The organism is Flavobacterium sp. GL_143 (genome assembly GCF_057834355.1).
This window is the reverse complement of the sequence record NZ_CM174401.1, coordinates 2,123,573-2,147,310: the sequence shown is the minus strand read 5'-3', so window position 1 is coordinate 2,147,310 and position 23,738 is coordinate 2,123,573. Positions and strand designations below refer to the sequence as shown.

Below are 23,738 nucleotides of genomic sequence, written 5' to 3'. Positions count from 1 at the left end.
TTATTTATTAAAAAAATCTTTTAAAATTCTAGCTGTAAACATTCTTGCACCAGTATCATTCATATGCCCGCAAGATGAGAAATATTTATCTTCCTTCACAACATTTTCGTAATTATGAATTTCTGGATAAGCTTTTTTTACTTTCTCGAAATAATTCATACCCACAACATTTTCGCACATTGGTGTCATTACAGTTATCAAATTAATATTATTGGCTTTGCAGATATTCTTGATTTCTTCGTAATATTTATTGTGTGGCAAAGGATTTAAATTGACAATATTATTCTTCATATTTCCGTTTTTATGTTTTACTAACGGATAATATCCTAAATTATCTAAGACATTTGTCTTTTTATGAACAGCTGCATAAAAAACCTCTCTGAAACCAATTTTAGTTTCATATTTTGCATATCTATAAAATGGAATATAATACATTTCTTTAAAATTTTTAAAAACTTTAAAATGCTCTTTTATAATATCTGAGTGATGAATATAAGGCAGAAATTTGGCAGCGATTCCTTCCGATTCAGAATCATTTGCAAGACTCAGATCTGCTTCAAGGATAACATTTTTAATCACATATTTCCTCTCTATCATTAACTTCAATAATAATGAAGTTTCGAATAAATGCCCCCCACTCATTCCATAATTGAAAGTTTTTAGGCCTTTGTCTTCAAACATTTGGGCTACGAAATGGTTATTAGCGCGAGATGTTCCTAAAATAACAACATCATATTTTTGATTCTCTGAATTAAAAATTGTTTCTATTTTCCCTCTATTTTGGGATTGCAAATACACACAAGTATAAATACCATCCAGAACAACAGCAATTAAAATAGTTACAACTAAAACTATACCTATATAAATTAAAAACTTCTTCATTAAAACTGAAAATATATAAATTCTTTATAATCTGAAAAAGTACCTAATGCCATAATAGCTGCTATTGCTAAAGCTAATTTCAATAAGCTTCTTTTTCCCGAAATAGGTTCTATTTTATTACGATTATTCCATTCAACTAAAACAAACAAACCAATCATAATTATCAATTCATAATTACTTCGATCATTTGCTAAAAATTGAATTTTAAATTCCCCATTAGAAATCATCCTTTTCAAATACTCAATTGCATCGGTTATTGTTCTGGCTCTAAAAAATACCCAAGCAACGCAGGTCAATAAAAAAGTATAGAGAATACTCATTATTACTTTTACAGAGCCAAAATTCCATTTTAGTACAATCACATCCATATTGTTTCTGTTGCTATTTGATAAAAGTAGAGGCAGAAAGTAAACTGCATTTATAAATCCCCAAACAATATATGTCCAATTCGCACCATGCCAAAATCCGCTAACTACAAAAATGATAAAGGTATTTCTGATTTTCATCCAAATACCACCTTTGCTCCCGCCTAACGGAATGTAAAGGTAATCACGGAACCAAGACGACAGCGAAATGTGCCAACGGCGCCAGAACTCAGCTATGTCTCGTGAGAAATATGGATAATTAAAATTTCGTAATAAATCTAAACCAAATAACTTAGAAACTCCTAGTGCAATATCTGAATATCCTGAAAAGTCCCCATAAATTTGGAATGCAAAATATATTGCGCCCAAAATAAGAGAGAAAGAATTCATTGAAGTATAATTATCAAAAATAGCATTGGCATAAGTAGCACAAGTATCTGCAATGACAACTTTTTTAACTAATCCCCAAATAATTTGGTAAATACCTTCTTTCGCCATTTGAAAATTAAACTCACGTTTAACTTTTACCTGTGGCAATAAATGTGTAGCTCTTTCGATTGGTCCTGCAACCAAAAGTGGAAAGTAGCTAACAAACAGAGAATAATCTACAAAGTTATATTCGGCTTTTATTCGTTTAAGATAGATATCAATTACATATGATAATCCATGAAAAGTGTAGAATGAAATCCCAACTGGAAGTATAACGCTTAATAAAATAGGGCTAGCCTGAATTCCAACAGAATTTAATAGTTCTGCAAAAGATGCTGCAAAAAAGTTATAGTATTTAAAAACTCCTAAGAATCCTAAATTGACTAAAATACTAAGCCAAAACCAAAATTTCCGACTTCTTTCTGATTTCCCTTTTTCAATTTGAATTCCTGTATAATAATCCAGAAATGTTGAGAAAACCAATAAAAATAAAAATCTCCAATCCCAGCAAGAATAAAAATAGTAGCTAGCAACAATCAATAAAGCATTTTGAGTGCTTTTTGTTTTATTAAAGACAAACCAATACAGAAAAAAAACGATTGGTAAAAAGATGGCAAAAGCCAAGGAATTAAAAAACATGTAAGTATTTATGAAATTTTAATGAACTTATTTTCAGATACTAATCCTAAATAATTATCGACCATTTGTGTTAAAGAAAAAGCTCGCAAATTATCATTAATATTTGAGTTATTTTCTAAAATATAATTTTGATTTAAAATGTTTTCTAGAATTTTTTTTAATTGACTGGTTTTAGTTGCCTCAAATAAAAACCCATTCTTATTTTCTTCTATTAAACCAAGTACATTCCCCTCTTTCTTGGTCGTTATTACAGGCAAACCAGATATTAAACTCTCTAAGACAACATAACAGAATGTTTCTCCATGAGAAGGGTGAATTAGGTAATCATAATTGCAATAGATTTCATTTAGATTTGACACACTACCCTTAAAATTAAAAATGTTTTGAAGGGAGAAATCTTCAATCATTTTATTTAATTCTTCTTTATAATATCCTTTTCCATAAATATCAATTGAAATATCATTTTTTTTATTCTCTTCAATTTCTTTAACTGCTACAATTAAGTCCTGAATTCCTTTTTCTTTCCTTAGATGAGAAACAACAATAAATTTTTTATTCAATGAAAAATTAGTTTTCTGTTTGAATTTTGAAAAATCTAATCCATTTGGAACAACTCTAATCTTATTTTTAATCAGTTGTCCAAAATCTGTTACTAACTCTTTTTTAGTACTGTCTGAAACACTAACAAAAACATCAATATATCTCGAAAATAAAATTCCCTTTAGCCTTTTATTTATTTTTTTCTTGAATGGATATCCCTTTAATGGCCTCGGGTTATGATCTACCGCAATTATTTTAGCTTTTGATATTTTTTTTATTTTATAAAATATAGGAGTACATAACTCTACAAAATGGGTAATTATGTGTGTGTACTCTTCTTTATTTTGGTTATAAAAAGAGAGAAAATAATTTTCGATATTTTCTGTTTTACTACTGTAAATAGTCAAATCCGAATAACTTCCGTGACTAGATTTGTTAGGAAAAAACCAATCAACTTCAATATTATCCTCTTTACACTTTTTATCAAACTCCCAGAAAAAATAATCCATACCTCCAACTCTTTCAGGAAGTAATTCATAATTGCAGAGAACTGCTATTTTTGTCTTAATCATTGAATGATAATAACGTTGTGGCAATGCGTTTACTAGTATTTTTTAATTCTCCTCCTATTTGTAGTCGAAGAAAGCTTACTCTTTGTTCTTGTTTATTATCTTTTCCTTCAAGAATAAAATTAACTGCATCTAAATATTCATTTTCATTTTTGACAATATTAGTTGAATCGGAATCAACTAATTTTGATAAATGTTTATATTTCAAAAATTTTTGATCATCAAACCAACCGTTTTTATCCGTTCCAAAAACAGGATTTATAACTGGTTTATCAAAAATAAAAGCATCTAAAGTGATTGTTGACAGGACATTTATACACAAATCACAATATTTTAATAACGTTTTTAAATCATTCAAATCCTCAACAGTTGGCACTCTTTGCGTCCAAGCTTCCTGATGTCCTTCTCTGCTGATATTCCAGTCAGGAAAGTTCCAAATAATAAAAGGGAACTTTTTAATTAAATTCTCAAATCTTATAGGTTCTTCAGCTGGGGATGTTCTAACTATTAGATTAACTTTTTTCACAAGTCTTTCTTCTGAAATAAATTTTGCTAGTAACTCTAAATAGATTGGGTCATTTTCACTACTTGCATCATTACAAGTAAAAAATATAATTGGATAATTATTATCAATTTTAAACTTCTGCAAAAAGTCCTCTTTATCGTATCCAAATTCATTACTTGAATAAGGCTCAAATTGTGGAGTTCCTACCACTTTTATTTGTTTTTCTTTTACAGATTGATAAAACGTAAGTAATTCTTGTTTCATCAAATGACTCCAAACCAAATAAAAATCAAAAACACCTGCCATTCTACCTTTCGAAGCTAAATTATCCCAACTAAAAATAAAAGCTGAAGTCTTAATTTTTAATTTTTCTGCGGCATAAATAAGCGGGGCGATAAATGGTGGACGCTGATGTGTAAAAAATAACGTAGAAATGTTATCCTCTTTTAAAAGATTTAAATACTCTTTGGTTATTAAATCGTTTTTAAACGTTTGTTGTTGTAAACGATTATAGATCCAAATCAATTTCTCTGAATAAAATAATTTGGAACATTTATGAATAATTCTTGTTGCAAATCCTCTCGGATTTTTTGCTTTCGATTTAGTGCTGCTTAAATTATCTTCGATACCAAAATTGCCTTTTGCATGTAATTGCAAATGGGTAACTTCTTTGGCTTTTCTAAAAAACCACGTATAAAAAGATTCCTCAAAAACCCTTAATTCTATAATTTTACACTCTAAATTGAAATCACTATAAACTGTTTTTGGCAAACATGAATAAATAATTACTTCATCAAAATTAACTTTTGCTTCCTTAATAAAATCGGTTAATATAAAATTACGAAATCCAACACCATCTGTAATAACAACCCCTAAATTCTTCATAAAAAACTCTTATTTTAGACTTCCAACTCTTCCATGATCAGAATAGGATCTATGCACTACAAAATTATTATCTAAAGGCTTTTCTGAAAGAAATGTAATATCACAAAATCTATCTTTCTCTACAGGATTCAATCGCCATGGAATAGTACTTTTATAATCCAAAACCCAACCATTTTTTTCTAAATCTTTAGATTTTAAGTCATTCCACGAAGAAATATAATCCATCCATATATAACCTAATTGCCATGCTTGCTCTTCTAACAGTTGCAGATTTTGGATATCTACAATCCTCAATCCTCCTACATTTTCCTGACTTACCGCCCTAGAACCATCATTTAAAACAATCCCTTTTATGGATGGTTGACAAAAATAATGAGTATCTTTTTTTATCAAAGATTCTATTTCAACATCTACAGGAACACAAACATTGGTAAAATCTTTATTCTCAATATTTGGATTAACTTTTACATAACGTACCAAATCATAATAACGAATCCAACGCATATTTTTATAAAGTCCTAATCCCGCTTCATTTGCTGCTGTTGCGGCCAACGGATAATAATTACGGGCCAATTCATACAGTTTTCCTAGAATACCTTTTCCTCTGCATTCTTCATTAAGATATACATTAATAATCCAAGCAAGACCACCGCCAAAATTTGCTCCTACATGACCAACAACTTCACCTTTTTCGTTTAAACATATAAATGAACGACCATGTTTTGAATCTCCATATTGCCATTCCCAAAAAAAATTATCGTGCAGCGGATGATTTTCTCTATATATAATTTTGAAAAAAGATTCTAAAATTCCCCAATCGTTTATAGTTGCTTCTCTAGTAATCATAACTTTTCTTTATAATTTTTACCTCCTACCAAATCATTACAATCAAATCTATTTAATAACAAATGATTACTAGTTGCTGCATTTACTCCTCTATTTGTTGTAAAACCTAATTTATATCCTACTTTTTTAGCTATCTCGGCAACTTCATCTGTACAAGTTTCAGGGGTTCCGTAAGGATATGAAACTAAATCTAATTTTGAACCTGTTAGTCCTTCAAAAAATGTTTTAGTATTTTCAAGTTCAAATTTAATTTTTTCAGTATTTAATAAACCTAATGGATAATGACTGTGTGTATGGCTTCCCAAATACCCCAATTTCGCAAGTTCTTTTAAATTTTCTTCACTCATATAAAGTGATTCTAGAACACTACTTTCTTCAAAATGCAAATCAAACATTTTTTTTACAATTCCTTCTTGCTGTTTGAAATTTAGTTTAAAATTTAAAATATACTTTAAAACTGCACTATTTTCATCGTCATATCTATAAATTTCTTTCGCTTTCATTTTTTCTAGATCTGAAAAATCAACTTTTTCAATTTTTAAAATTTTCTCTAAAAATTCAGTTGTAGAGATTATCGATCTTAATAAATGAATTTTATGAACTGTACTTACTTTTTTATCTTCAAAATTTAATGAATTAGCAAAAAAAATGGCTGGAATATTAAGTTCATCCAAAATTGGCAAGGCCAAGTCAAATTGTTCTTTTAAACCATCATCAAAAGTTATTAATAAAATATTTTCTTTAGATTTTAATACCTCATCAATATTACTTGCCAAATTGTTTGGGCTCATAAAATCTCCTTGTTTTTTTAGCAACATTAATTGTTGTTGAAACTCTTTAGGAGTAAGTCCAAATATACTTGGATAATTTGCCTTAAACTTATTTCGTATATAATGATAATTACTAACTGTAAGCATTATTTAATATCTCTGAATTGTTTTTGATGATTGAGTTGCCAAATATCATCTTTTTTAAGACATTCTAGAAATAATTGATTACTATTTCCTTGTCCAAAATCATCCTCTATATTTTGTATTTTATGTGAATCAATAATCGAAAGCGCTCCTTTAATTTCATTTTCAGAATAATCAACATTAATTATATCCGCATGAACAGCTCTATTCTGCTGACGTGTTCCGATATTAATAATCGGAATTCCATAATATGGAGCTTCTCTAATCCCTGCACTACTATTGCCTATGATAAATTGGCTGTTTTTTAATAATGTCAAAAAATACTCAAATCTTAGTGATGGAAAAATTCTGAATCTTTCGCTTCCTTTCAATCTTTCATATTCTTCAAGAATAAATTGGCTTCCTAAATCATTGTTCGGAAAAATCACGACATAATTATGATTGTCTTGCAGTAATGAAGTCACAAAGTTTTTTACATATTGCTGCATTTCCTTAATTTCGGTCGTGACTGGATGAAACATAACTATTGCATATTTTTTAAAATCAATTTTATAATATGCTTTAGCTATCTTCAAATCTGGTAACTGATCTGAAAACATAATATCAACATCTGGAGAACCAATTGTAAATATTGATTCTTTTATTTCTCCCATTTGTATCAATCTTTTCTGCGCTTGTTTGTTAGATACAAAATGTATATGACTTAATTTACTTACGCTATGGCGAATTAATTCGTCAACAGTACCAGAAACTTCCCCACCTTCTATGTGTGCAACTAAAATATTATTGAGAGATCCTACGATAGCACCTGCCAATGTTTCGACTCTATCTCCATGCACGACAATCATATCTGGATTTAGATCTTTACAATAAGTAGATAATCCTTCAATGGTTTTAGCAAGAGTTAAATCCATTGTGGTTTCATGAGTATGATTCTTGAAAGTATGGATGTTTTTAAAATCACATCTCTCTATTTCAATTAGTGTGTAACCATAAACTTCTTGTAAATGCATTCCAGTCACAAAAATATATACTTCGAAATTTTGTTGCTTTTCAAGGGCTTGAATTAGTGATTTTATTTTACTAAAATCGGCACGAGTTCCTGTAAGAAATAGAATTTTTTTTATTGAATTACTCAAAATCTGAAAAATCTAATTGTTCATCGTTTTCAATTTCTCTTAAAGCAATTTTCCCTATCAAGTCATTAAAATGTTCTGCTAAGATCTTTCCCGTTCCTGGGCGCTTTACCCAAATATTTTGTTTAGATAATATCTCTCCTTTTTTAATTGGGGTAATTGCGCAAACAGTTGCAAATGCAAAATCGATTGTTACTTGTTCTTCAAATGCTGGCTTTTTAGTTCCACCACGCATTAAAGCGATTTCTGACGATGAAATAATTAATTCCTGACATGCTTTTTCGTCCATACTGCAAACAATATCTGGACCTGTACGTTGCATATGGTCTGTAAAATGACGTTCTAAAATACTTGCACCAAGGGCAACGGCTCCCAAACAGGCATTATTATTTAAGGTGTGATCGCTTAATCCAAAAACTTTATCAGGAAAAGCTTCATGCAATTCTACCATTGCTCCAAAACGTACCAAATGAATTGGAGTTGGGTATAGATTTGTAGTATGCAAAAGCGCTACTGGAATATTGTGCTTATCAAATATAGCAACAGCTTTTTGAACACTTTCTATCGTGTTCATACCTGTACTCAGAATAACTGGTTTACCAAAAGATGCAACATGCTCTAGCAATGGATAATTATTACATTCTCCTGAACCAATTTTATAAGCAGGAATATCAAATTTCTGCAATCTGTTAGCCGCAGCACGAGAAAATGGGGTTGAAATAAAAATCATCCCTTTACTTTCTACATACTTTTTAAGTTCTAATTCATCTTCTTCATTCAGCGAGCATCGCTCCATGATTTCATAAATAGAAACATCTGCATTACCAGGAATTACTTTTTTAGCAGCTCCACTCATTTCGTCTTCAACAATATGAGTCTGATGTTTTACAACTTCCACTCCAGCTCTTTGCGCTGCGTCAACCATTTCTTTGGCTACCTGCAATGAGCCTTCGTGATTAATTCCGATTTCAGCAATGACCAAAGGCGGGAAATCTAACCCAATTTTACGTCCTGCAATTTCTATGTATGGATTCATTAATAAGTTATGAATTATAATTTTATATGTTTATTGTATAAGTATTCGGCATAATCAAAATCTTCTTGAGTATCGATATCAACATTAGCAAAAATATGATCTATTTCAAATGGGAATGCATTTTCAGAAATAATTATATTCTCTATAATCAATCTTGCCTTTGTAATGTAAAGCAATCCATTTTCAAAAAAAAGAGGCTCCATATCTTGGCTACGTTGTCCGATTTTATAATTAAAAGGTATGAATTTGTTGTCTGTTATCTTTCCTAATTTATTATGATTTCTTGAAACAGTAAACAAACTATCGCAATTTTGTTTTCCATAAATTTCAAATGTTTTTTTTAATAAATCTTCCGGACGAAGTGGATTCGTAGGTTGAAGTAAAATTACATTTTCAACATCCGCGGAATCAATATTTTCCAAAACATGCTTTAATGCCGTAATAGTAGGCTCAAGATCTCCAGAAATAACTTCGGGTCTATCTATTACTCTAGCTCCAAATTCTAAAGCAACTTGTTTAATTTCTACATCATTTGTAGAAACATAAACTTCATCGATAATTTCGCTATTTGCTTTAGCATACAAAATACTATGTGCTAACAAAGGAATTCCACCTATTAATTTTGTATTTTTTTGTGGTAATCGTTTGGATCCTCCACGTGCTGGAATTATAGCAATGCTTTTCATCTTAAAATTTTAAACTTGATAGCTTTCTCATTTTTACAATCACATTCTTATCAACAGGATTTCGGTATTTTAAAATTTTTGGAATGCTAGTTAACACCACAAAAATAGTTTTTAAATATATTTTACAATACTCAAAATCACTTAAAGCATATTTTTTTAAATTATGCCTATATAATTTTAAAACACTCATTAAAGGGCGAGGATAATAGACCAAAAAATAATACGTTGCATTTTTTAATTGTCTTCCAAATCTAAAATAATTCTGCTTTACTAATTTTCTTTGTTCTTTATTAACTCTGTGATTTACTTTAATTTCATTAGAATATAGTATATCAAATCCTTTTGCTAAAACTTCAATAGATAGACAAGACTCTTCGCCATAAATATCAACCCATACCGGAAAACCATTAGTTTGATTATAAACAGACTTTCGAATAGCAAATCCACAGCCAATAAACTCAGAAGAAAGGAATTCTTTTTTCTCTTTTTCAGCTTGCTTTAATGCTTCAATATCGGACGGATAAATTCCTTTTATTTCTTCAAATGCTAGAATCCCTGCGTTTGGATATTTATTAAATAAAGTTTCAATTTTAAATAAAAAATCTTGGTTTAATGGATGTGCATCATCATCTAAACCAATCAAGATTTCAGAAATTGCTAATGGATAAATTTGATGTCTGGCTGCCGAAGCTCCTATCGATTTTGGAGAGATAAACCATCTCACCCAAGTTAATTCATTCTGTAAACCTGCTGAATCATCTGTACATCCATCCAGAAAAACTAAGACCTCAACTTGAGTCTGATCAATTAATGAGTCTAGAATATGTAGCGTTTTGAATAAATCTGCTCTTCGATTTTTTGACACTATGAGTATTGAAGCTTGCATCTAATATTTTTCAACCATGTTATATGGTAATTTTTTCCATTTCAAAAATAGTTTTGCAGTCCATTTTATTGAAATAAATTTTATGAAAATTCTGTTTTTAATAAAATACGACATACTATTTAATCTCGTTTTTTCTACAAAATCAAATTGAGGAATTTCATACTCTATTTCTATCTGATTTGATTCTTCTAGCATCCAATCTTCAATAACGTTTCCCATATGATAGGCATAATTATCTTGAGTAGTCAAACGCCAATAATCTTTTTTTAATGGTAATTTATCCAAATATCCCTCACTATCTCCTCCCATTTTATAACTAATAAAAGATATTAATTCTCCGAATATATCTTTTTTATAAGTAGCAACAAAATGTCCCGAACCAACCAAAACATTCAGATCAAATTTAATTTCTATTCCTAGATTAAATTTTAAATAATCCTGATTATAACTTCTGTCCCAACCAATACTATCATAAAACCGAATTAGGCCTTCTTTATTTTTTACAGGAATAAATTTTAATTTCTTATTAGATAAATTATCAAAAATGACGTTACCACAATAATGTTCATACATTTTAAACTGAGGCACAATACCTACTACTCCAGCATCTGGTACAGCAGTAAAAACTCTCGATGTTTCGACTTGCCAGTTATGTAAGAACATTACATCTGAATCTGAAATAGTAACTAATTCTATATTGTTACCCACTAAACCTTTTAGTATTGCATTGAGTTTTCCGATATTTTCTGTATGAATAATTTCTTGTATCTTATCTTGTTTAAAGAGTAAATCTAAATATTCAGCAATAACGATATCACTCCCATTATTAATAATCGTAATAAATGTTTTTTTATGTACTGTACAAAAAAGTGATTTAAGACATAATTTTAAAATTTCAAAACTATCTTTAAAATATCCTTCTTGATTTGGGATATAAACTGGAATTATTACCTGATGAAGATACTCTGATTTAGGCAAAACCTGGTCTTTATGTGGATTAAATCCTATTCGCATTTTATTAAAAGATTAATCTAAATTTTTATTAGCATGATCAATATCAATACAATCTTTGATATTTTTTCTTGCATTTTCTCCCTTTAAAAACACATAATCGGCGCTACCATTAAAATCATTTACTCTGTATAAACTATTATCATCAATTATTTTATAGAGCTCATCGAAATTATTTTTTTGTAAATTACTTATAATTTCATTGCAAGTAGAAAGTCCATTGTTCTCTTCTAAAAGTTCAATTATTAATATACAATTTTCCGTCTGACTAAAAACTTCTTTTGCGCCATCAATTACTTCCTTCTCATAACCTTCAACATCTATTTTTATAATCAAGTTATCACACTTAATATTATCTTTAAAAACATCTAAAGTTGATATCGGAATAGTTATTTTTTTATGACTCCCTTCAAAATTATTTTTTAAGGAATGCTTTCCTTTATTCCATCCCTCATTAATATTTAAAGTTTTATTTTCTGAAAGATTTCCTAGTCCCATTTTAAACGCTCTTATATTGATAAAATCATTCAAAATAATATTTTTAACAAACTGCTGGTAATTAAAATACTCTGGCTCGAATGAATAAATCTCAATATCAGAATTTGAGCTTGCTGCTGTTAATGAATGTAATCCGATATTTGCACCAATATCAATGAAGTCGTATCCCTTGAAAGCATAAGTTTTTATCAATCTCAAAACCATTACCTCATTATAATCATCAAAAATAACCCCTGATTCTATAGATGTTTTTATTCCTGCCTGAACAATAAAGCCATTGAAAAAGATTTTAATCTTATCTTTCCCAACTATTCTTTTAATTAAATTTCTTAAGAAGTTACTTCTTTTAAAATTCTTGTATACATAAATCAGTAATCGTGCAATATTTTCTTTCATATAAAATATTAAGTTAAAACATTATTCAACATTTTCTCAAAGTTTTCGTCACTAAAATAATCTCCAAATGGCTCAACTAATTGTGTATTTGAATAATTTTCAACAATCTTAAGTAATTTCTCTTTTATCTCAATTAAGTTATTAGAACTCGCAATGTAATCTTCTTTTTTTATTATCTTCCTTAATTCGCACTCTGATGGCAACAAAGCTAAAATAGGTTTGTTTAAAGAAGCAACAAAGGGTGCTTTTCCTAACAGAATATTACTATAGTCTAGATAACTTTCTACAATAATGATTATATCTGATTGATAAATTTGTTCATTTGCGGAATTAGAAAAACTCAATCCGTCTAATATGTGAATATTTTCATGATTGTGATACTTGTCGTTTAAACGATTATTTTCAGAGCTTTTCAATCGGAAAACTATCTCTACATTTTCTTTAAAACTCTCATTCTCCTCAGATAATTCTGCAAAAGCATCCAACAAAATATCGACATTCCTTCCAAATTGTAGCCCTCCATGATAGGAGATTGATATTGCTTTTTCTTTTTTCCTAACCAAAGAATTATCTGCTAAATCAAAAGCCTTTACATCGTATTGATGTGGTAAAGTATAAAACTTTTTATGGTTACCATAAATAATTTGTAAATCTTTAGAGAGCAAAGATGACGGTGTCATACAAGCCTTAGCTTGTTGGGCAATTCCATACATTTCTTGAAAATTTAAAAGTTCTCGTGTACTTAATGTTTTATTTGAACTTGTATCAAAGAAAAATGGATACGGATCATGAAAATTAATAATCGCTTTCTTTAATATTGGTAAATCTTTTGAAGCTAAAATCGTTTCATATTCTAATCCTGAACTTCTTATAAAAATAAAATCATATTCTTTATATTTAATATTCTCAATAACTCTTCTAAATTGATTTAAATAAAAAGTTTTATAAATTGATTTAACAAATACTCTTCTATATAAAGCATTCATTAATTTAATATAATAAGGTGGTTTTCTTTTTATTATATATTCTGATATAGAATTTGCACTCAGTAGTTCTTTATCATATTGATGCTCATATCCCATCAAATAAGAAATATCAATCACTGCTTCAGGATATAATTTCCTTAATTTTAAAATAAAAGATCGCGATACAACTCCTTCACTTGTACCCGAAATTCTTAAATCTTGTACAATAATTAAAATTTTCATTTTATACTCTTTTTAATTTTGTAACCTAGAGATAAAAATCGTTTTATCTGAAAAAATTTCAAATATAAATAAAACAATTTCACCCAATAAATAGCGTGTTTTTTATTGTCTAAAATTGTCTTTTCAAATCTATCAAAAAGAATATCAATAAGTTCTTTAGACAATTTATTGGTTTGCTCATGTAATAAATAGAAATAGAATTGAAAAGTTGCATTGTTTTTTATAATCAAATTATCCTTTTTACTTGTAATATTCATCCCACTTAATCTAAAACATACTATTGCTTCATTAATCGTAAATATGTTATTCCATCTAGAAAACTCCAGAACCGCCAAAAGATCACTATTCCATGCCAATGGAAAATCCTTGAATTTAATCTGTTCAATAATTTCCTTCTCGAAGATATATTCACTCAAAGAACTTCTTGTTCCTCCATTCAATTTTCGCATTAAAAAATCACCTGTGCTTTCTATTTTGGGATGTGAATAATTTTCTGAAATTGATTCTCCTTTACTATTTATCACTCTGGTTGAAAATCTTATGGCGCTAATTTTTAAAGCTTCTATTTCTTCTAAGTTTTTATAGAAAGATGCTACACAATTATTCTCTAAAACATCGTCATCGCCTAAAATCATTAGCCACTTTTCGTCATTAATCATTATCATACAACGTTCCCATTGCTTCACCAAAGATATACCTCCTAGGTTATCCTCAAAACGATAATACTCAAAATTGAAATGATTCTTATAAAGCTCTAATAAATAGGATGGACTCTCTGGACTCGCATCGTCTCCGATATATACTTTAAATCTTTGGTCAGTCTGATTTGCCAAAGATTGTAGCGTTTCCTGGAAAAATTTGAGTTTATAATAAGGAATTACAATTGCTAGCATAAATTTTAAAAACGTGTAATTATCTAGCTTTTAATTTTAGGACAATAGCAACTAAATACTTTGATACTCCTACCATTCCTATCATTTTCAAACCTTTCTTAAATAATAAACTTATTTGATAACTATTAGAATTTTTAGTGTCATTATATTTTTTTACAAAATGACTACTTTTTTTATAGAATCTCGAAATTAAAACAACTGATAGTTTATGGTATTCTTCTTCTGTCAAATAGATTTTAAAATATTCATAAGCTCTTATAAAATCAGGAAGTAAATCTTTTGTCATTGTCATACTATCAGGATTTCTTCTATAAAGAGACAAGGGCTCATCTATAAAGACAGCTTTGCAATCCCTATAAAATATTCTTACCCACATAATCCAATCCTCTTTAGCTTTTAAGTTCTCAGGAAATCTAAAATTTTCGAACAAAGATGCTTTAAAAAAACCACAATGAATCGGAATCGTAAACGACTCTTCCCATTGGTATAATAAACTTTCGAAATTAAATAATTCCACATTCAAATTACAATACGGGACTGAAGACTCATTAACATTATCTATAAACATCCGAAAGTTAGAAACTACAACTTTTACATCCTTATTTTCAACAACATTCAGATGATGTAATGACAACTCCAATTTTGTTTTAGTTAAATAATCATCCGAATCAAGAAATTGAATATAATTACCTTTTGCATTTTCCAATCCAAAATTTCTCGCACTGCTTAATCCTCCATTCTCTTTTTTAAAATAAACAAAACGCGAGTCTTTTTCAGTCCATTTTTCGGCAATTTCTTCTGTATGATCTAATGAACCATCATTTATAATAATACACTCCCAATTAGTATATGTTTGATCAAATATTGATTGAAGAGCTTCATCTAAATATTGAGCTTGGTTATAACAAGGGATAATTACGGAAACTAATGAATTCATTATTTCGATTTTGTTAACGATTCTTTGACACAAGAAAGTATCTTTCTAAGATAAGTTGCATTTAATACTTTTTGAAAAGAAAAATTTTTGAAAAGAACTTTAAATCCTTTTAAGTATTGTCCCTTTCTTAAATAATGGAATTCACTGTATTCTATCCATGAGCTACTCCACAAATGAATCGCAAATGTATCTTTATCTATATAGCTTTTATAATTATTAATATCCGTTTTTTTCTCAAAAGGAAGTGGATAAAAAAAGGAAGCCGGATAAATTATTAATTTATCGACAGCAACAATCTTGTCAAAATCAGATTCATAATTAAATAAAGTTCTATACTTTTTTGTTATCAGCCTAGGAATGGTAATTTCTCCAAAGTTCATATTTTCTTCTATTTCAAGAGAATCATAAATTTCTTTACACTCTTTTATAAATTCATTTTTACTATTTGCACCAATGACTCCAACACTAATAAAATTAGAATCTTCGGCTCCTAAAAAACAATCATTGTTTAGAAGTTCTTCAAACTCTTTAATTATCATTACATCTGTATCAAGATAGATTCCTCCAAATTCATAAATTTTTTGCAATCTGATATAATCTGATACAAAAGCCCATTTTTTTTTCTTATAAACTTTTGCAACGAAAGGGTGTGTCAAATCTGAGTTCTTTTCATTCCATTCGATTATCTGATAATCCGGAAAATATTTTTTCCATGATAGAATACACTCTTTTACTAATTTTGGTTTTCTATTTCCTCCAAACCAACAATAATGAATAATTTTCGGAATCGACTTTGTGTTTACTAACTCCATAACGAATAAATACAATTAAAAATCATTTAATTAAAACATATCCTTTATTGAAAAAATAGTAAATGGGAAACCCAATACAGATTTTAAACAATCCTCTAAAATCTTTGAATCGTAATTGCGTTAAAAATAATATTCTAAAAAAATAAAAACTACTCTTATTCCTGTTAATTAATGTATCTCTCATAATTACTTTATATCTACTTAATACAAAATGCTCTATTTGGCTATTTTTAATATTATGTTTTAAAAGTAGATCTAAATGTTTGTTTCTAGCTATACATTCAGATTTAAGTTCTTCTATATTTAGATATTCTACTTGTTTAGATAATGAAAATGGGTGAGATCTATATCTAAAAGAAGCTCCTTCTAAAAACTTAATTTTCGGTTTTTGATAAATCATCCTTAAATTAAAATCCCAATCATCAAGATATCTTATTCTTTCATCAAACAATTCTAATTGCTTTTCAAGAAATGTTCTTCTCCACATTGGGCCAGAAACATAATATGTTATCCTCCCTATAAAATAATCTTCAATTATATTATTTGATAAAATTTTATTTTCAAAAATTTTATCTCCTGTATCTGTATCAAAAAAATCAGCCCTAGCAACAACAGCATCAAACTCTTCTTCAAAGTTTTCTACTCTATTTGTAATAGAATTTTCAAAAAGCAAATCGTCACTATCAAACCAATAGATATAATATCCTTTACTTTTTTCAAAACCAAAATTTCTGCATGAATTTGGACCTTTTATTAAATATTGAGGGCGATTGTATAACGTAAAACGATTATCTGTCTCTATATATGCTCCAACTATTTCGATAGTATTATCATTTGAACCATCATCTACAATTATGCATTCCCAATTTGTGTAAGACTGCGCAGTAATGCTAGCAAGCGTTTCAATTATTAAATGTGCCCGATTATAGGTTGGAATGATTATGGAAATTAAGTGTGTCATTATTCTAAACAAATTTTTTCCCTTTATAAAATAAGCTTCCCTTTTTAAAAATCATATATGCCAATAAAGCCATTAGCAGTTTTAATTTATAATACAGTTTTATAGTTCTATTTTTAAGAATGTTTTTAAGAAAAATACTCATTGCATCTTTATAATGTCTTGTAAGTAGTGCATTTTCATAGGCAATTAAAACATAATCTGACAAATATTCCTTTAGATTCTTTTTATTCTCCTTGTCCCTAATTAAAGTATAAATTTTAGTCCTTGCTAATGCATAACTTAAGTTTCGAATATTTGCTCCGGGTCCATATGATATACTTTCTGAATGTTTCCTAACGTAAACCAATTTTTCTTGGATCATAGCATAATTTGGAAAATCTAATAAAATTCTTGAATGAAATTCCCATTCTTGAGCTGCTTGTAATTCTTCATCAAATGAAAAATTATTATCTTTTAAGAATTTCCTCTCCCATAATGGAATTGAAGTAAGGAATTTAACCTTTTCATAAACATAATCTTCAAATGGCCTTTTAGAATCTATATTATCATAAGCAAATAATTCGTTTTCGACAGTATCCTCAAATGCTAAAATCCTACATACAGAAAAAAAATAATTTGAATTTTCTAAACTATTTAATTGAACCCTAATTTTATCAGAACGCATAATATCATCACTATCAAACCAATTGACAAATTCCCCACTTGATATTTCGAAACCATAATTCCTTGCAGCATTTCCTCCTTTATGACGATTTTTTGGGCGATGATGAAATTGAAAACGATTGTCCTTCTTTACATACTCACTCACAACTTTTTCAGTATCATCTATAGAACCATCATCTACAATAATACATTCCCAATTTTCATGGGTCTGTCCTTGAATACTATCAAGTGTTTCTCCTATAAGATTTGCTCTATTATAGGTGGGTATAATAATGGAAACAAGCGGATTACTTTGCATTAATCTTAAAATTTTGTTCTTGTAATTTGAATGCTTGTTTTTCTTTTTTTACTTTCCAAGTAATATCAAATAATTCTACTATTTTCTTTTTAACTGCTTCCTCAGAATATAAATCAAATAGTTTTTTTTTATTTAGTTCATGCTCTTTATTATTTAATGGGGCCAAGTCAGTTGTTTTCAGATTATTAAAATCAAAAATTTTAATTCCATAACTTTTATATGATTTATAAACTGGACTTTTTGAATTTACGAAAATTCTTGCGCCAAAATATCCCATTGTAACGATATTACCAACTCCCTGCTGACGAACATGATTAAAAACAACTACTCCGCAACTCAATAAAATATCATTATATTCTTGCAAAGTCATAAAATCAGTTATTGGAACAAAATTTGTTCCAAGTAGTTCTTTTCCTTTTCGAATTATAAATTCTTTGTAATCTTCACTTCCACTATAACTTAGAGGAACATAAACTTTTTTATCTTCTAAATTTATTTGTGATAGCTTAAGAAAAATATCCAAATGATTATTCGAAGGATCTGCTGAATTGCCAACTAAAATATTACTGCTTTTTAAAACATTTTTAGATATTTTATTCCCTAATGCTCCTTGTATACTTCCATAAGCAAATGGTGCATAAATAGCTTTAAGACCCATTTTTTTTATAATTTTAAACTCCTCAAAAATAACGGGGACAACAATATCAATTCTTTTAGTAGCATTATAAAAAACTGTATTAAAATTCTTGTTTAAGACATTTACAATCTTTGATGGCAGAACGTATTTAAAAAATCTTAAATTTTTAAATAACCAAAAACTAGGATTACTAAAAATTAATTTATTCTTTATTTTTTGCTTTTCAGCTTGATTAATGTAGGATTTCGTATTTTTTTCAAATATTGTATTCTTTAATAATGGCCAATTGCCATATAAATCATATCCCCAAATAAACCATACTTTAATAACCTTGCAAGAAAGTTCAAGTACAATATTTTGTTTTGTTTGATCTAAAGCGTGAAAAAAAATGATTGGGCATGAATCTTCAATTTCATTTATTCTTACAACAAATCTTTTAAGACTCTCTTTATCAAAAGCATCAAAAGTATTAACTATTGTAGAAGTAACATATCGAAACGTTTCACCTTGCTTCTTAATAATCCAATATTCTGAAATGCCAGGGTACACTGATTCAAATAAATTTATTGCTGGATCAATAAATTTATCATCATCAAAAACATGAATTATTTTATTGTTATTCTTCAAGTTCATTTAAAAATTAATTAACTTAATTATTTTTGGTAAATAATTTTCCGCGATTTGTAAGCCATTGATTGTTTCAAAATATTTATAATACTCCCAATAATTAGGTCAAAAAAATTTTGTTATGTTAATCATAATTTCAGGTTTTATTCTTCCAATCAAAGACCGGTCTAATATAACCAGGTTCTCTACCCATATAAACCCCCAACTCTCGACCTCCATCGATTATTGTGAAATGAATAATATCACTTTCTTTAAATATTGATTGCCTTTTATCTTCAACGATAAAAAGCGTTAAACTAAAATTACCTGATTGAAAGAAATTTACAGGAAAAGTACAGCTCAAAATATTTTCACCCTTCCTTAATATCTCTCCAGAATTATTATTAGAGAAAGAGAATAAAGATTCCCCCATGTCATTATAAAGATGATATGTTATATGATATCTTCCAGCATCATCACCTTTTAAAAATATGTTAGTTGCTAACTCAATTACTTTATTTTCTATTAATGGATTATCTGAGCTTTCACCAAGATTTTGAAGGCTTATTTCATTTAACCTAAATATTTCATTATCAAAACAATCAAATTTTTTATTATTTAACCTTTCAGAATCAGAGCCTCCTAAATAGTAAGAAACAGCTATATCAATATCTTCATCTAAAACTAATCTTCCATGCTCCAAAACAATTCCTCTCGTGCATAAACTCTTTACTGCTGCCATATTGTGACTTACAAATAAAACGGTACGTCCCTCTCCTTTAGAAATATCTTGCATTTTACCTATAGCTTTTTTCTGAAACTCAGCATCTCCAACTGCCAAGACCTCATCAATAACTAAAATTTCGGGTTCTAAAAAAGCTGCAACAGCAAATGCCAATCTTACTGTCATACCACTACTATAACGTTTTACAGGGGTATCGATGTAACGCTCACAGCCCGAAAACTCAATAATTTCATCAAGTTTTGTGGCAATTTCTTTTTTAGTCATTCCTAAAATTGCACCGTTCAGAAATATATTTTCACGACCAGTCATTTCACCATTAAATCCTGTACCTACTTCTAACAATGAAGCTATGCGTCCTCGAGATTTAATACTTCCTGTAGTTGGTGCGGTAACCTTTGATAATATTTTTAATAAAGTAGATTTCCCTGCACCATTTTTGCCAATGATACCTAAAACCTCACCACGCCTCAACTCAAAGTTAATATCTTCTAAAGCCCAGACATAATCACTAGTTCCTTTAGTACTACGATCATTAGCATCACCAATTTTTAAATATGGATTTTCTTTACCACGTATACTATGCCACCAACGGTTTAAATCATGACTTAAAGTTCCAGTACCAACCTGTCCCAAACGATATTGTTTGGAAATATTTTCAGCTTTTAATATAATATCTTTTTCCAATTAGTAAATTATAATATATGAGTAATGCATATCTAAAGAATCTCGTTTTATTAAAACATCGTAAATTAAACTGTATCAATAAAACTCTTTTCTGTTTTATTGAAGACCAATAATCCAGTAAAAAATATAATTAATGTTACTATGAAAGTATAAAAAAGACCATAAAATGAAATATTACCAACACTCAAAAGCATATACCTCGATGTTTCAATTATATAAGCTAATGGGTTATATTGTACTAACCAAGCATAATTAGGTATTTTGTCTTTAATTAATGCCATTGGATATACAACCGCAGAAAGATACATAAGCAACTGAACTCCAAAAGTAATTAGATAAGTAAAATCTCGATATTTAGTTACTAAAGACGATATTATCATTCCCATGCCAAGTCCTAAAATCCCCATAAGAATAATTAGCAATGGAAAAAATATTGTTGTTCCATTTAGACCAATAATAGCTCCTTGGCTGTAATAATAAATATAAAAGACAATAAAGATAAAGAGTTGAATTCCAAACTTGATTAAGTTGGAGATCACTATAGAGAGAGGTGTGATTATTCTAGGAAAATATACTTTCCCGAATATATTTGCATTGGCTCTGAAAGTATCTGAAGTTCCAGTAAGGCAAGCTGTAAAATAATTCCAAACCGTAATCCCTCCTAGGTTAAATAAAAAAGGAGGAACAGATCCTGTATCAATTCCTGCTACATTATTAAATATTATTGTAAAGGTTATCGAAGTAAACAATGGTTGAATTAAGTACCAAAGCGGTCCTAAAACTGTTTGCTTATAAACTGTTACGATATCTCTTTTTACAAAAAGAAACAATAAATCGCGATATTGCCAAACTTCTTTTAAATTCAGCGAAAAAAAATTATTCTTAGGTGTTATTTCAAACAACCAAGAGGTTGAAACATTTTCTGGTTTATTCATCGACATTTTAAAAATTCTGCTTTAAAACAAGTTGCTATTACTTCATTTTAAATACTAAAAAAGTATGGTATTATTAAGAGCAAATGTAACAATTAAAATAAATTATCTTCATCATACACACATTTCTATTCTAAATAATAGAAACAAAAAAGGTGCTTTTATAAAAAAACACCTTATTATAAGAAATTAAAGCGTGAATATCTTCACGCTCATTACATCTATTTATCAAGAATCTCAAAACTAGAATTCATGCTCTTAAATTCTGGTACAATTTTTTTCATTTTTGCAACAATATCGTCATTGTCAAAAAATTTAGATATTCCTATCAACTCATCAATTTCTATATGTAAACTTTCATATTCATCTTGAATTTCTTCAGCAATCATAATTTTATTATGATAAGTAGGCAATGTTTTCGAAGTATCATTTAATAATTCTTCAAATAGCTTTTCACCTGGTCTAAGTCCAACTATCTGAATTTTAATTTCTTTTTCAGGAATAAACCCTGCTAGTTTTATCATTTTTCTAGCCAAATCAATGATTCGAACAGGTTTCCCCATATCAAAAATATAAATCTCACCACCATTACCCATTGCACCAGCTTCTAGAACTAATTGACATGCCTCTGGAATAGTCATAAAGTATCTAATAATATCTGGGTGTGTAATAGTTAGTGGTCCACCCTCAGCAATTTGCTTAGTAAATAAAGGAACAACTGATCCATTAGAACCTAATACATTTCCAAAACGAGTTGTGATGAACTTTGTTGTATCATTCCCTTTTTCTTTTTGATTTTTTAAATGTAAAGACTGCACATATTTTTCAGCAATACGCTTACTGGCTCCCATAACATTACTAGGATTAACGGCCTTATCTGTAGAAACCATTACAAATTTCTTTACTTTATATTTACAGGCTAAATCAGCTAGATTTTTAGTTCCCTCAATATTTGTTAAAATAGCTTGGGATGGATTCCCCTCCATCAATGGTACATGCTTGTATGCAGCAGCATGAAAAACAACTTGAGGTCCGTAAACTTTAAAAACCCTCTCCATAGCTTCTTTACTTTTTACATCTGCAATTACAGCATGAATTTTTGAATCAGAAACGATATTTTGAGTTTCTAAACAAAGACTATGTAGCGGTGTTTCTGCCTGATCTAGTAAAATTACATTTTTAGGATTAAATCCTATTACCTGTCTTACTATTTCACTACCAATTGACCCTGCAGCTCCTGTGATTAAAATAGTTTTATCTTTTAATTGCTTAGATATCGATTTACTATCCAGTACTATTGGTTTTCTTTCCAGCAAATCTTCAATTTGGATATTTTTTACTTTTTGAGAAATTTCCTTTTGGTTTTCCCAATCCGAAATTAATGGTACAGTATATACTCTATAATTAAACTCTAAACATTGATCAACAATAATTAATTGTTCATCTTTTGATAAACTTTTATCTGCAATAATAACTCCTTCGGCCGCAACGGAGCGCATTAATGCAGGTAATCTTTTCTTTTGAATCAATATTGGTAAATCCAACATTCTCTTAGAAGCATTTTGATTATTTTTATCTACAAATCCTACAATTTTAAAACGAGAAGGTGTCTCAAATTTTAATGCATTGGCTACAGATATTGCATTGGCATCAGTACCATAGATAATAGTCCTAATTAATTTACTATTATTTTTTTCAGCAAAATAAAGTTCAAATGTTTGCTTAACAACTACCCGATATAAAAACAATCCACAGAATGAAAGCACAATATTTATAAAAAGAGCTGTATTCAAAAATGCTTTGTCACCATGATATAATTCAAAAACAAAATTGAAGAACAAGAAAACAACCAACACTGACATTTGCGAAAACAGTAATTTGATTGCGTCAATATACGATGAATGCCTAATTATGCCTGAATATGTCCTAAATAACCAAAAGAAAAAAATGTTAACTCCCAGAAGTGACCCAACAAAATAAAACTCATGGTGCGTTATAATATATCCTAAACCAGTACCCTTAAATAATAAATAAGTAAAAGTAAAAGAGAAAATCAATACCATAACATCCATTAAAACTATAATCCACCTAGGTAAATAACTTAGGTTATGAATATTAAGTCTCAGGTTAGCTATCGAA

Annotated in this window: 22 protein-coding genes; all 22 read right to left on the bottom strand. The window is 28.8% G+C overall.

Features of this window, described 5'->3' with window-relative positions:
• Positions 1 to 882, bottom strand: coding sequence for a hypothetical protein (locus tag AC3IPI_RS09330; RefSeq protein WP_489158621.1), 882 nt, complete (start codon positions 880 to 882; stop codon positions 1 to 3).
• Entirely contained in the window at positions 882 to 2,315 is a 1,434-nt protein-coding gene (locus AC3IPI_RS09325; RefSeq protein WP_039117246.1) for an MBOAT family O-acyltransferase, read from the bottom strand. Before AC3IPI_RS09325 ends, AC3IPI_RS09330 begins: the two co-directional genes overlap by 1 nt.
• A gap of 8 nt (positions 2,316 to 2,323) precedes the next feature.
• Complete coding sequence (locus AC3IPI_RS09320; RefSeq protein ID WP_489158619.1) at positions 2,324 to 3,427, bottom strand: glycosyltransferase family 4 protein; 1,104 nt, start codon at positions 3,425 to 3,427, stop codon at positions 2,324 to 2,326.
• Positions 3,420 to 4,814 carry a hypothetical protein gene (locus AC3IPI_RS09315; RefSeq protein ID WP_489158617.1) on the bottom strand — a complete coding sequence of 465 codons (1,395 nt, stop codon included), beginning with the start codon at positions 4,812 to 4,814 and terminating at the stop codon, positions 3,420 to 3,422. The genes AC3IPI_RS09320 and AC3IPI_RS09315 overlap by 8 nt, the downstream gene beginning before the upstream one ends.
• Positions 4,815 to 4,823: 9 nt before the next feature.
• On the bottom strand, positions 4,824 to 5,660 hold the full coding sequence (locus AC3IPI_RS09310; protein ID WP_489158615.1) for a GNAT family N-acetyltransferase: 837 nt from the start codon (positions 5,658 to 5,660) through the stop codon (positions 4,824 to 4,826).
• A complete protein-coding gene (locus tag AC3IPI_RS09305; RefSeq protein ID WP_489158613.1) occupies positions 5,657 to 6,436 on the bottom strand; it encodes a polysaccharide deacetylase family protein in 780 nt (259 codons plus the stop codon). The genes AC3IPI_RS09310 and AC3IPI_RS09305 overlap by 4 nt, the downstream gene beginning before the upstream one ends.
• 140 nt (positions 6,437 to 6,576) lie before the next feature.
• The gene (neuC, locus tag AC3IPI_RS09300) at positions 6,577 to 7,713 is read right to left on the bottom strand and encodes a UDP-N-acetylglucosamine 2-epimerase (protein ID WP_489158611.1); all 1,137 of its coding nucleotides are present in this window, start codon (positions 7,711 to 7,713) and stop codon (positions 6,577 to 6,579) included.
• On the bottom strand, positions 7,706 to 8,746 hold the full coding sequence (neuB, locus tag AC3IPI_RS09295) for an N-acetylneuraminate synthase (protein WP_489158609.1): 1,041 nt from the start codon (positions 8,744 to 8,746) through the stop codon (positions 7,706 to 7,708). Before neuB ends, neuC begins: the two co-directional genes overlap by 8 nt.
• Before the next feature lie 14 nt (positions 8,747 to 8,760).
• Complete coding sequence (locus AC3IPI_RS09290; RefSeq protein ID WP_489158607.1) at positions 8,761 to 9,432, bottom strand: acylneuraminate cytidylyltransferase family protein; 672 nt, start codon at positions 9,430 to 9,432, stop codon at positions 8,761 to 8,763.
• Between the two features lies 1 nt (position 9,433).
• Positions 9,434 to 10,318, bottom strand: a complete 885-nt coding sequence (locus AC3IPI_RS09285) for a glycosyltransferase family 2 protein (protein ID WP_489158605.1) — start codon at positions 10,316 to 10,318, stop codon at positions 9,434 to 9,436.
• A complete protein-coding gene (locus AC3IPI_RS09280; protein WP_489158603.1) occupies positions 10,319 to 11,332 on the bottom strand; it encodes a glycosyltransferase family A protein in 1,014 nt (337 codons plus the stop codon).
• A gap of 12 nt (positions 11,333 to 11,344) precedes the next feature.
• A complete protein-coding gene (locus tag AC3IPI_RS09275) occupies positions 11,345 to 12,223 on the bottom strand; it encodes an FkbM family methyltransferase (RefSeq protein ID WP_489158601.1) in 879 nt (292 codons plus the stop codon).
• 8 nt (positions 12,224 to 12,231) lie between these two features.
• Complete coding sequence (locus AC3IPI_RS09270) at positions 12,232 to 13,431, bottom strand: glycosyltransferase family protein (RefSeq protein WP_489158599.1); 1,200 nt, start codon at positions 13,429 to 13,431, stop codon at positions 12,232 to 12,234.
• Positions 13,428 to 14,324 carry a glycosyltransferase family 2 protein gene (locus AC3IPI_RS09265; RefSeq protein WP_489158597.1) on the bottom strand — a complete coding sequence of 299 codons (897 nt, stop codon included), beginning with the start codon at positions 14,322 to 14,324 and terminating at the stop codon, positions 13,428 to 13,430. Before AC3IPI_RS09265 ends, AC3IPI_RS09270 begins: the two co-directional genes overlap by 4 nt.
• A gap of 19 nt (positions 14,325 to 14,343) precedes the next feature.
• A complete protein-coding gene (locus tag AC3IPI_RS09260) occupies positions 14,344 to 15,261 on the bottom strand; it encodes a glycosyltransferase family 2 protein (protein WP_489158595.1) in 918 nt (305 codons plus the stop codon).
• Entirely contained in the window at positions 15,261 to 16,073 is an 813-nt protein-coding gene (locus tag AC3IPI_RS09255) for a glycosyltransferase family 32 protein (RefSeq protein ID WP_489158593.1), read from the bottom strand. Before AC3IPI_RS09255 ends, AC3IPI_RS09260 begins: the two co-directional genes overlap by 1 nt.
• A gap of 22 nt (positions 16,074 to 16,095) precedes the next feature.
• Positions 16,096 to 17,034 (bottom strand): glycosyltransferase family 2 protein, encoded by a 939-nt coding sequence (locus AC3IPI_RS09250; protein WP_489158591.1) that lies wholly within the window; start codon positions 17,032 to 17,034, stop codon positions 16,096 to 16,098.
• Positions 17,035 to 17,038: 4 nt separating this feature from the next.
• Positions 17,039 to 17,995, bottom strand: coding sequence for a glycosyltransferase family 2 protein (locus AC3IPI_RS09245; RefSeq protein WP_489158589.1), 957 nt, complete (start codon positions 17,993 to 17,995; stop codon positions 17,039 to 17,041).
• Positions 17,985 to 19,265: a TDP-N-acetylfucosamine:lipid II N-acetylfucosaminyltransferase family protein gene (locus AC3IPI_RS09240; protein WP_489158587.1), complete on the bottom strand. Its 1,281-nt coding sequence runs from the start codon at positions 19,263 to 19,265 to the stop codon at positions 17,985 to 17,987. Before AC3IPI_RS09240 ends, AC3IPI_RS09245 begins: the two co-directional genes overlap by 11 nt.
• 130 nt (positions 19,266 to 19,395) lie before the next feature.
• Complete coding sequence (locus AC3IPI_RS09235; RefSeq protein ID WP_489158585.1) at positions 19,396 to 20,667, bottom strand: ABC transporter ATP-binding protein; 1,272 nt, start codon at positions 20,665 to 20,667, stop codon at positions 19,396 to 19,398.
• 65 nt (positions 20,668 to 20,732) lie between these two features.
• Positions 20,733 to 21,602: an ABC transporter permease gene (locus tag AC3IPI_RS09230; RefSeq protein WP_489158583.1), complete on the bottom strand. Its 870-nt coding sequence runs from the start codon at positions 21,600 to 21,602 to the stop codon at positions 20,733 to 20,735.
• 218 nt (positions 21,603 to 21,820) lie between these two features.
• Positions 21,821 to 23,461: a polysaccharide biosynthesis protein gene (locus AC3IPI_RS09225; protein WP_489158581.1), complete on the bottom strand. Its 1,641-nt coding sequence runs from the start codon at positions 23,459 to 23,461 to the stop codon at positions 21,821 to 21,823.
• Positions 23,462 to 23,738: the final 277 nt, after the last annotated feature.

What these genes read in the sequence shown, in the direction of transcription:
- AC3IPI_RS09315 (WP_489158617.1), bottom strand. Translation starts at nt 4,814, where the DNA reads ATGAAGAATTTAGGGGTTGTTATTACAGATGGTGTTGGATTTCGTAAT.
- AC3IPI_RS09280 (WP_489158603.1), bottom strand. Translation starts at nt 11,332, where the DNA reads ATGCGAATAGGATTTAATCCACATAAAGACCAGGTTTTGCCTAAATCA.
- AC3IPI_RS09270 (WP_489158599.1), bottom strand. Translation starts at nt 13,431, where the DNA reads ATGAAAATTTTAATTATTGTACAAGATTTAAGAATTTCGGGTACAAGT.
- AC3IPI_RS09310 (WP_489158615.1), bottom strand. Translation starts at nt 5,660, where the DNA reads ATGATTACTAGAGAAGCAACTATAAACGATTGGGGAATTTTAGAATCT.
- AC3IPI_RS09225 (WP_489158581.1), bottom strand. Translation starts at nt 23,461, where the DNA reads ATGTCAGTGTTGGTTGTTTTCTTGTTCTTCAATTTTGTTTTTGAATTA.
- AC3IPI_RS09255 (WP_489158593.1), bottom strand. Translation starts at nt 16,073, where the DNA reads ATGGAGTTAGTAAACACAAAGTCGATTCCGAAAATTATTCATTATTGT.
- AC3IPI_RS09285 (WP_489158605.1), bottom strand. Translation starts at nt 10,318, where the DNA reads ATGCAAGCTTCAATACTCATAGTGTCAAAAAATCGAAGAGCAGATTTA.
- AC3IPI_RS09240 (WP_489158587.1), bottom strand. Translation starts at nt 19,265, where the DNA reads ATGAACTTGAAGAATAACAATAAAATAATTCATGTTTTTGATGATGAT.
- AC3IPI_RS09250 (WP_489158591.1), bottom strand. Translation starts at nt 17,034, where the DNA reads ATGACACACTTAATTTCCATAATCATTCCAACCTATAATCGGGCACAT.
- AC3IPI_RS09325 (WP_039117246.1), bottom strand. Translation starts at nt 2,315, where the DNA reads ATGTTTTTTAATTCCTTGGCTTTTGCCATCTTTTTACCAATCGTTTTT.
- AC3IPI_RS09320 (WP_489158619.1), bottom strand. Translation starts at nt 3,427, where the DNA reads ATGATTAAGACAAAAATAGCAGTTCTCTGCAATTATGAATTACTTCCT.
- AC3IPI_RS09245 (WP_489158589.1), bottom strand. Translation starts at nt 17,995, where the DNA reads ATGCAAAGTAATCCGCTTGTTTCCATTATTATACCCACCTATAATAGA.
- AC3IPI_RS09290 (WP_489158607.1), bottom strand. Translation starts at nt 9,432, where the DNA reads ATGAAAAGCATTGCTATAATTCCAGCACGTGGAGGATCCAAACGATTA.
- AC3IPI_RS09265 (WP_489158597.1), bottom strand. Translation starts at nt 14,324, where the DNA reads ATGCTAGCAATTGTAATTCCTTATTATAAACTCAAATTTTTCCAGGAA.
- AC3IPI_RS09275 (WP_489158601.1), bottom strand. Translation starts at nt 12,223, where the DNA reads ATGAAAGAAAATATTGCACGATTACTGATTTATGTATACAAGAATTTT.
- AC3IPI_RS09330 (WP_489158621.1), bottom strand. Translation starts at nt 882, where the DNA reads ATGAAGAAGTTTTTAATTTATATAGGTATAGTTTTAGTTGTAACTATT.
- AC3IPI_RS09230 (WP_489158583.1), bottom strand. Translation starts at nt 21,602, where the DNA reads ATGAATAAACCAGAAAATGTTTCAACCTCTTGGTTGTTTGAAATAACA.
- AC3IPI_RS09260 (WP_489158595.1), bottom strand. Translation starts at nt 15,261, where the DNA reads ATGAATTCATTAGTTTCCGTAATTATCCCTTGTTATAACCAAGCTCAA.
- neuB (WP_489158609.1), bottom strand. Translation starts at nt 8,746, where the DNA reads ATGAATCCATACATAGAAATTGCAGGACGTAAAATTGGGTTAGATTTC.